General features: G+C 34.8%; 3 protein-coding genes. 2 read left to right on the top strand and 1 reads right to left on the bottom strand.

The features are described from left to right. Positions 1-283: 283 nt before the first annotated feature. Both KPC_RS18000 and KPC_RS17995 read left to right on the top strand, forming a co-directional pair. The gene (locus tag KPC_RS18000; RefSeq protein ID WP_121975709.1) at positions 284-1708 is read left to right on the top strand and encodes a GGDEF domain-containing protein; all 1425 of its coding nucleotides are present in this window, start codon (positions 284-286) and stop codon (positions 1706-1708) included. Positions 1709-1731: 23 nt separating this feature from the next. Next, positions 1732-3225, top strand: a complete 1494-nt coding sequence (locus KPC_RS17995; RefSeq protein WP_121975708.1) for an amidase — start codon at positions 1732-1734, stop codon at positions 3223-3225. Between the two features lie 14 nt (positions 3226-3239). Here KPC_RS17995 and KPC_RS17990 read toward each other — a convergent pair whose 3' ends face one another. After that, positions 3240-4400 carry an MFS transporter gene (locus KPC_RS17990; RefSeq protein ID WP_121975707.1) on the bottom strand — a complete coding sequence of 387 codons (1161 nt, stop codon included), beginning with the start codon at positions 4398-4400 and terminating at the stop codon, positions 3240-3242. Between the last annotated feature and the right edge of the window lie 321 nt (positions 4401-4721).

The following is a 4721-nucleotide window of genomic DNA, read 5'->3' as shown; positions in this document are numbered from 1 at the left end:
ATCTTGATCTGTTAAATATAACTTAGCACATTTCAAGCAAAAAACATTCTGAATTAACCATATAAAAACAATCATTTTAATTTTCGCTTACAACAGGGAAAAAGCATAAACTTGATCTACATCATTTTCTCTTTTAAAAAACTATTTGATTTCTCACTATAAAAACAAAATCCTTAAAGTTATAATATTTTTATTAAAAATGTGAATTCTCTTACATTAGTAAAATTAGTGCGTTGCATGGGATTGTAAATTGGCCATATTTACTCAGCTTCATTCACAAAAAATGAAAGTAAATACCCGATCATTTATCGTGATCGGGATAATTATTTTCTTATGTGCATTACTGGGAATCCTTGGACGTCCACTTTCTTTTTTAGCAACGTTATGGGTTGCAAATGCGGTACTTCTTGGTGTTTTTTTAAGATATCCAAACTTCCTGAACGTAGGAGGCTGGCTAGGCAGTTTTACAGGTTATATGGCTGCCGATTTAATCACCGGCAATGACTTTACTCTTACCCTCTTTCTCACCTTAGCCAATATGGCTAATGTGTTTGTAAGTTTAATAATCATAAAAAGTTTTCGGCTTGATTATACTCAATATAATAAAGGACTTACCTTTCTTTACTTGTTTTTACTTAATGCATTTGGAGGCTGTTTGGTTGGTGCATTATTTGCAGTATCAACAATCCCATATGTACCCAACACATTTATGCAACTAGATAGGATCTGGACTGATTTTGGTATGTGGTGGACAGGTGAAATATTAAATATCATAACTTTTTTACCTATTATTCTGGCATTGCCAAGCAAAAAAATCATTCAACAATATTACAAGAAAATCAAACAACAACCTTTTCAGATTAAACAGGTTTTGCCATTGTGCGCTGTTATTATATCAGTCGTATTTGCTCATTTTTTTATTGGCCCAGGTTCAATCATGTTCCCTATCGCAGCACTGATTTGGGCATCCTTGAGTTATAATTTATTCTACGTCACCATCATCAATTGTTTCGTAGTCACATTTTTATATACTAGTTTAAGCGCTTTTTATATAGCAGAATCATCAGATGCTTATCTAGCTACTGCAATTTCGATCAGAATCGGTTTGTTTATGCTTGCACTTGGTCCACTCACTTTATCCATTATCAGTTTAAACAGGCAAAAACTTTATCATCAGATTTTATACCTAGCCAACCATGACAGTTTAACTACAACCTTAAACCGACGATTTTTCTATGAAGAAAGTGAGCGAGTTGTTGCATCATCTTCAAATAAAAAAATAGCCGAAAGTATTAGCATATTATTACTTGATCTCGACCATTTTAAAAAAATTAATGACTTATACGGTCACCATATTGGTGACTTTGTCTTGCAGAATTTTACAACAATTGTAAAAAGCAACTTGCGTAATCAGGATCTATTTGGGAGATTAGGTGGTGAAGAGTTCGCTATTTTATTAAAAAATCTCTCGCTTCAACAAAGTATTCAGATTGCTGAACGCATTTGCGATGCTGTATACAATACCCCGATCCTGCTTGAAAATGGCGAATGCATCAGTATTAGCGTCAGTATTGGTTTAAGTCATCAAACAATGCCACACTATGTTCCCTTTCAGCAATTAATTAATCGTGCCGATCATGCTTTATACCAAGCAAAAGAAAAAGGTCGTAATCAATTGTGTGTAGACTATAATCTAGGCATGATATAGACACTATTCAATGGACAATAAAAATGAAGTATTCTGAATATATTCAATATGATGGCTTAGGTTTAGCTGAATTAGTCAAAAATAAAGAAATACAGGCACATGAATTATTAGAAATAGCGATTCAAAGAGCTGAAAAAATTAATCCAAAGTTAAATGCCATTGTCATTCCAATGTATGAACAAGCCAGACGTCGTGCAACTTCAACCACACTCTCTGGAATTTTTGCTGGAGTTCCTTTTCTTGCTAAAGATTTACATCAGGAATTTAAAGGTGTCCAGACCTCTTATGGTTCAAATAGTTTTAAACGCTTAAGATATACAGCCAAACAGAATGCCGAAATCGTGAATCGCTGGGAAAAAGCTGGCATAGTTAACTTTGGATTGACCAATACTCCTGAGCTAGGTATTAAAGGAATAACAGAACCAGATGCTTGGGGTAGTTGCTGTAATCCATGGAATTTAAAATATAATAGTGGTGGTTCTTCTGGGGGAGCAGCATCAGCAGTTGCATCGGGTATTGTTCCTATTGCTGGTGCAAGTGATGGTGGAGGTTCTATTCGTATCCCAGCATCATACTGTGGTTTATTTGGTTTAAAACCAAGCCGGGGGCGCACTCCCTGGGGACCAGATAGAAGTGAAATTATGCATGGGGCAGTATTGCAACATGTTTTAACTAAAAGTGTAAGAGATAGTGCAGCCATGTTAGATATTACACATGGAGCTGAAAAAAGCTCATTATTTACAATTCAGGCACCGCATGGCAGTTATCTGGAAAGTATTAAAAGCCCACCTAAAAAACTTAAAATTGCATACTCTACGGCTTCTCCCATTGCAACGCATGTTTCATCTGATGCAATCCAGGCTATAGAAAAAACAGCAAAATTCCTTGAATCTTTAGGACATGATGTTGTAGAAGACACTCCCAAAATTGATGGTATGCTTTTAGCAAAAGACTTCATTACCACATGGTTTAGCCAATGTGCTTATAGCCTAAACTATATGAAAGAACATTTCGGTGTTAAAGATAGCGATTTTGAGCTTGATACTCTGGCAATTGCAGCTTTAGGTGCTAAATCCTCAGCAGTTGACTATATAGGTAATTTAAATAATTGGGGCAAATATACAACTCAAATGAATGAGTTTTTTGAACAATATGACCTATACCTCATCCCTTCCACATCCTCCATCGCACCAAGAAATGGCGAGGTTAAAACACCTACATGGCAAATTCCTATATTAAAAACACTACTCACTGTTGGAAAAACCCATTTGCTTTCAAAAGGGAAACTCATTGAGAAACTGATCAAAACAAATTTAGAATGGGTTCCTTTTACACAACTTGCCAATATTACTGGTCTACCAGCAATGTCAGTACCTTTATACTGGAATAGTCAAAATCTACCTATAGGCTCTCAATTTGTTGCTTCTTTTGGTCGTGAAGATTTATTATTGCAGCTTGCCTCACAACTTGAACAGGCTCATCCCTGGTTCACATTTTATCCAAATATTGGAATTTAAGATTAACATCTATTCTAATGCTTGGTTTGAATCTGGTTCGGTAGACAACAAACAAAGATTAAACCAAGCAAAGCACTTAATCCTGCAATCATAAATACAATTTCACCCGAAAATATTTGCCAATAGTGCCCCGCCAAAATACTGCCACTAGCAACCCCCAAGCCCCACATTGTACTATAAAGCGCTTGACCTCTACCTTGCTGACCTGCACTAAAATTCTGAAAAATAATACGCATTGCAATAATATGAAATAATCCAAAACTAAAAGCATGTAATGTCTGAGAAAGAAATTGCATATAAAATGATTGAGGAAACAAGCCAACAACAATGAACCGTAAACTGGTCATGATCAAACAAACTATTACTAGATATCGCCATGAAAAGCGTTTTAAAAAAATATTGGCATAAGCAAACATAATAATTTCAGAAACAACCCCAACAGCCCATAAAAAACCAATTTCAGTCGTCGTAAAATCTTCTTGTTTTAAGTAGTTACTATAAAAACTATAAAAAGGAGCCTGTGCGAATAAAAGAATGAACTCAATAGAAAAAAATGCCACAACTACTGGGCGCTTTAATATCGGCCATAAAGGTTCTAACAGCTTTTGTGATGTGGGTGCAGACGTAGGTTCTTTTACACAAAATGACCAGATAAAAGCTAAAAAGGCAATACTTAATAACATGATTGGCAACATCGAAATGGGGATAAACTCCAATAAAGCACCGATGACAAATACACCTACAATGAAACCAATCGAACCCCATTTGCGAACTTTCCCATACAGCTCGGCCCTTTTATCTCCGAGCCAAAATAAAGTGACTCCCTCGAACTGGGCAAGAATAGCATTCTGGAAAAAGCTAAATATCAACATCAATAAAGCAATAGACTGAAAATCATTAGGAATAATGAATATTAAAAACCAAATAGTTGATTCCATCCATGTAGCAATCCGAACCAGTAACATTCGTTTGCCAGATTTATCTGCAATCCATCCCCAAATAAATGGTGCAAAAAATCGGGTAATGATCGCTATAGAAGATAATAATCCAATTTCTTTATAGCTAAAGCCTTGATTCTGGAGGTATAAACTCCAATATGGCATAAATGTACCAACAATGCAGTAATAGAAAAAGTAAAATCCGCTTAGTCTGTACTGAATTGGCATAGATTGCATTCGTTTGTATTTTCAATAGTTTATCATAGTTAAAGGTTGCATTGTATTGCAATCATTTGTTTACTTTTGCATTTCAACAGTCTACAAAAAATAATTTTGAAAATTGTAGACTTTCGATAATTTAATAAATTATTTAAAATTAATAGTTATTTTTCAATATAATAAATTTCTGTTCTAGCTTTTAATTGGTAACTTCAATTTCTGGATGTTCAGCTAAACAAGTAGCTAATATAGTTGCATATCCCGTCACGATGGTACTCATATAACTATCGATATTATCATCTTTGTTTTTGATATGATTGCTATCAGAATCATATACGT

This window comes from Acinetobacter stercoris, assembly GCF_900323515.1.
GTDB lineage: Bacteria > Pseudomonadota > Gammaproteobacteria > Pseudomonadales > Moraxellaceae > Acinetobacter > Acinetobacter stercoris.
Note: the sequence above shows the minus strand (reverse complement) of the source record. Positions and strands in the feature narration are given on the sequence as shown.

Coding starts and splice junctions, on each gene's coding strand:
- KPC_RS18000 (WP_121975709.1), top strand. CDS start 284: ATGAAAGTAAATACCCGATCATTTATCGTGATCGGGATAATTATTTTC.
- KPC_RS17995 (WP_121975708.1), top strand. CDS start 1,732: ATGAAGTATTCTGAATATATTCAATATGATGGCTTAGGTTTAGCTGAA.
- KPC_RS17990 (WP_121975707.1), bottom strand. CDS start 4,400: ATGCAATCTATGCCAATTCAGTACAGACTAAGCGGATTTTACTTTTTC.